Origin of the sequence: Luteitalea sp., from assembly GCF_022842525.1 — a bacterium.
Classification (GTDB): Bacteria; Acidobacteriota; Vicinamibacteria; order Vicinamibacterales; family Vicinamibacteraceae; genus Luteitalea.
Genome location: NZ_JALHPM010000339.1, coordinates 1 through 3,718, shown reverse-complemented (window position 1 = coordinate 3,718; position 3,718 = coordinate 1). Strand labels below are relative to the sequence as shown.

General features: G+C 68.0%; 3 protein-coding genes and 1 pseudogene. 1 reads left to right on the top strand and 3 read right to left on the bottom strand.

The window, feature by feature from the left end; translation table 11 throughout:
• The first annotated feature begins 103 nt into the window (after positions 1-103).
• A complete protein-coding gene (locus Q0C41_RS30570) occupies positions 104-757 on the top strand; it encodes a DVUA0089 family protein (protein ID WP_291990687.1) in 654 nt (217 codons plus the stop codon).
• Between the two features lie 9 nt (positions 758-766).
• On the opposite strand, the gene ccsA is transcribed toward Q0C41_RS30570, so the two are convergent.
• From ccsA to Q0C41_RS30555, 3 genes and pseudogenes are all read right to left on the bottom strand, one after another.
• Positions 767-1,558, bottom strand: a complete 792-nt coding sequence (ccsA, locus tag Q0C41_RS30565; RefSeq protein ID WP_291990685.1) for a cytochrome c biogenesis protein CcsA — start codon at positions 1,556-1,558, stop codon at positions 767-769.
• Positions 1,539-2,411, bottom strand: coding sequence for a hypothetical protein (locus Q0C41_RS30560; RefSeq protein WP_291990683.1), 873 nt, complete (start codon positions 2,409-2,411; stop codon positions 1,539-1,541). The genes ccsA and Q0C41_RS30560 overlap by 20 nt, the downstream gene beginning before the upstream one ends.
• 110 nt (positions 2,412-2,521) lie before the next feature.
• Positions 2,522-3,718: pseudogene (locus Q0C41_RS30555) on the bottom strand (cytochrome c3 family protein); the annotation flags it as partial.

The following is a 3,718-nucleotide window of genomic DNA, read 5'->3' as shown; positions in this document are numbered from 1 at the left end:
AAATCCTGCGCCCCGCGCGTCGTTATGCAGGAGGTCCCGCTGTGCCGAGGCATCGCCCTCCCATGGCCCGACATTCCACGACTCGGGTGCGGAGGTGCTGGCCATGCAATGGGGTGTTCCCGGACGTTCGATTCTGGTCGCGAGTGCGCTCGCGGCAACGCCCGCGGCTGCCGCGGACCTGTCTTTCCGCGGTACCTTCGAATTCGACGACGACATCCAGTTCATCGACTTCAACGTCGGCGCGCTGTCGACCGTCACGATCCGCACGCTGTCGTACGCCGGCGGCATCAACGCCGCGGGTGAGGTCATCCCGCGCGGCGGCTTCGACCCGGGCCTTGCACTCGCCCATCCGTCCGGCGACATCATCAGCGCCGGGGACGACAGCCTGGGCGTGCCCGAAGACCCGTTCACCCACCAGAAATTCGACGTGCTGATGGAACTCGAACTGGGAGCCGGCGCCTATCGCCTCGCCGTCACCCAGTACGACAACAGCGCGCTCGGCCCGACGTTCGACGACATCTTCACCCGCGCGGGACAAGGCAACTTCACACCGACCATGACGTTCTGCGAAGCGGACCGTTTCTGCGACGTGAGCGGTGTTCTGCCCTGGAATGCACGCACCGGCAACTGGGCCGTCGACGTGATGAATGTGCAGTCGGCGACGCTGGTGCAGTCCCCGGCACCCGAACCGGAAAGCTGGGCCCTGCTCGCCGCGGGCCTCGGACTCATCGGACTGCGCGCACGCACTCGCCGTTGAGCGGCAGCCTCAGACGATCCCCTTGTGGGGGGCCAGGCTGAAGAACGGCACCCCGAAGAACGTCAGCACGGCCAGCACGAACACGCCATTCAGCCACAGCCGAGCCGCCCAGTCCGGCAGCGCGAACGACACCCGTGCGTGCAACAGCGCGCCGAGCACGAGCCACGTCAGCAGCGCCGACGTCTCGAGCGGGTCCCAGCCCCAGTAGCGACCCCAGGCGTCCTGCGCCCACACGGCGCCGCTCAGCAGCATGAAGCCTTCGAACACGAACGCGGCCAGCGCGGCCCGCCATACGAAGGCGTCCCGGACATCGGTGTCCGTCACGCGACCCACCGCGAGCGCGGCGGCGCCGGCGGCACCGAGCAGACACGCCCCTAGAAACAGCTTGCCCGCCGTCAGGTGCACCCAGAGCCAGGGATTGTCGAAGGTGGCCGGCAGCGGCACCACGTCCCGCGATACCGACAGCGTCCAGAGCCCGAGGGCCGCGAGCACGCCGAGAACAGGTGTCGCCGTGAACCCCGCCGCGCGGGTCAGCACGCATGCCGCGACGAATACCAGCCCGAGACTGAAGGTGGAGGACAGGAGAATCTCGTACAACGTCAGGAAAGGTCCCTGACCGGACTGCGACCAGCGCACCGCGATCGCTGCGCCGAGACAGGCCACTGCGGCAGCCGTGAGCGCAGTGACCCCGCGAAACGAGACGCCGCCGCGACGGCCGGCAAGCCAATGCCAGGCGAGTGCGACACCGTAGCCGCACACACCGGCGCGCACGAGCACGATCTCAGGATCGGACCAGACCATCGGTCTCCTCCCGCTCGCGAAGCGCGACCGCACGTCGTCGGGATGGCCCTCGCCACACGTGCAGACCGAGTGCGGCCAGGCCGACACTCGCCACCACGAACAGCCAAGGCGCCGCCGGATCTCGCGTGACCCGGTATCCCATCCAGAGACGGACCTCGTCGACCTGGAGCTTGCCGCCAGGCACTCGTACCGCCCCTCCGAGAGTCGTCGTCGTGCGCTCGTCGCCTGCGATGACGTGAACAGCCCGCGGCGCGAGGCGCCGGTCCAGCACCCAGGCTTCCTTCTGCGGCACGGCGGGCGGGACCACACCAATGGTGACTCGCATCCCGCCGGGCGTCTGCCATACGTTCTCCTGCTTCCATTCGAACGCCGGGAACGAAGGCAGATGCAGCCAGCCGGATTCGACCGACCCGTCATCCCCGCGCCACGTCAAAGCTAGCGCGAAGCCCTTGTTGCTCGTCGGCGCGAACCGGAAGCCGTCGACAACGAAGCCTTCCTTGTCGGACAGGACCACGGCACGATCGCCGACCTGGAGGACTGACTCGGTGCGTTCACGATGCAGCGCGCCGCGGAAATGCACCCGGACATCGGCCTGCTCGAAGGCCCCGGCCGCTGGCCCCTGACGACCGCCGGGCGCCGCACGCACAACCTCCACGGACTCCGGGGCGAACGCCGTACCTTCCACGATTTCGACGCGCCCTTCGAAGCGCCACACGACGGCCAGCCCGGCAAGCACGCACAGCAGAGACAGCGACGCATGGAAGACCGCGAGCGGCAGCGACGAACGCATCCGCCGGTTCGTGACCATGCCGACCGCGATACTCACGGCGATCACTGCGAGCGGCAGCGCCACGGGGGTGTAGTCCTCCCGCGGCCCGAAGCGGCACGCCACGATCGTGACGATCAGCGCGAGCAGCCACCAGAGCGCGGCACGGGTCGAGCCGATCCAGCGCAGGGCACGCATCATGGCGGCGCGAAACATACGTTGCGCATCCAGTCGCGACCGACACCACCTGCCCCGCTCGCCGAGCCGCAGTTGGTGTCCTGCCAGCTTCCGCTTCGTGCGAAGGTCCGGACCTTCAGCTTGGCGTTGTTGTAGTAGGGCCCCTGGTTGAACACGACGTTGGCGCCGGTGATCGGCACCTCCGTGGATGAGGCGAGTCCCGCCTCCGCGCCGACGTCGTTCAGATTGACGAGCAGCGCCTTGTTCTTCCAGCCGTGGGGAACCGCCGCATGGCACCAGCTGCAGCGGATGCGCTCCAGCTTGTCGGTGTGGAACGCATGCAGGTTGTTGCTCTTCGGGCCGCCGAAGCCGCTCGAATTGCTGTCGCCGTTACGGTCGGCGTAGGTGCGATAGTCATGGCACTTGAAGCACACGCCGTTGTTGGGGTCCGTCGTGCCCGGCGCATCTCGCGAACCGCTCCCGGTGCGGGAATCCCAGGTGCCCTTCAGCAGGAAGTCGTGCTCGGAGCCGTGGGGTCCCCACGGCCTGACACCCGACGGCACTACCGTATTGGGCGCCGTGCTGCCGCCGTGGCAATCGGAGCAGTACATCGTCTGCGTGCCGACGCCCGCATTCCACGGCGCCACAAAGGCGCCAGCCGACGCACTCCGGATGCCCGTGGTCCTGCCGGTCGCCTCGATCACCGGGTGCCACGATCGATGGTTGTTCGTCGTGAATCCCGAGCCCGCGCCGGAGTCCGAGGCGGTGGTTTCGCCCTGATGCGCCAGCGGGGCCTGGAACTCCATCGCCTGGTTCGTGTACTGGGTGAGGTTATTCGTGCCGGATGTCGTGGTGCCGCCGGAATCTCCGGGGCTCGGGCGGCCGCCGAAAGGGTACGTGCCAGCGTCGTTGTAGCCATGGTCAGAGTGGCACTTGAGGCACACCTGGTACTCGCGCGTCACATACGTGTTGGTCACCGCCGTGCTCGCGCCGTCGCCGGCGTCACCGTGACGACTGTCGTAGCGCACCGGGAGCGACAGGAAGGCCGCAGAACTGAATACCGGCTCCACGCCCCACGTGCCGCGCAGTGCGCCGGACGCAATGTTGGTATGGACGCCGCTCGGCGTGTGCGGATGCGTGGCGCGCGTCGAGTCGTCCGTGTTGTTGAAGAGCCGGTTGCGCACGACGCGATGGGGATTGTGGCAATCGGTGCACTC

What these genes read in the sequence shown, in the direction of transcription:
- Q0C41_RS30570 (WP_291990687.1), top strand. Translation starts at nt 104, where the DNA reads ATGCAATGGGGTGTTCCCGGACGTTCGATTCTGGTCGCGAGTGCGCTC.
- ccsA (WP_291990685.1), bottom strand. Translation starts at nt 1,558, where the DNA reads ATGGTCTGGTCCGATCCTGAGATCGTGCTCGTGCGCGCCGGTGTGTGC.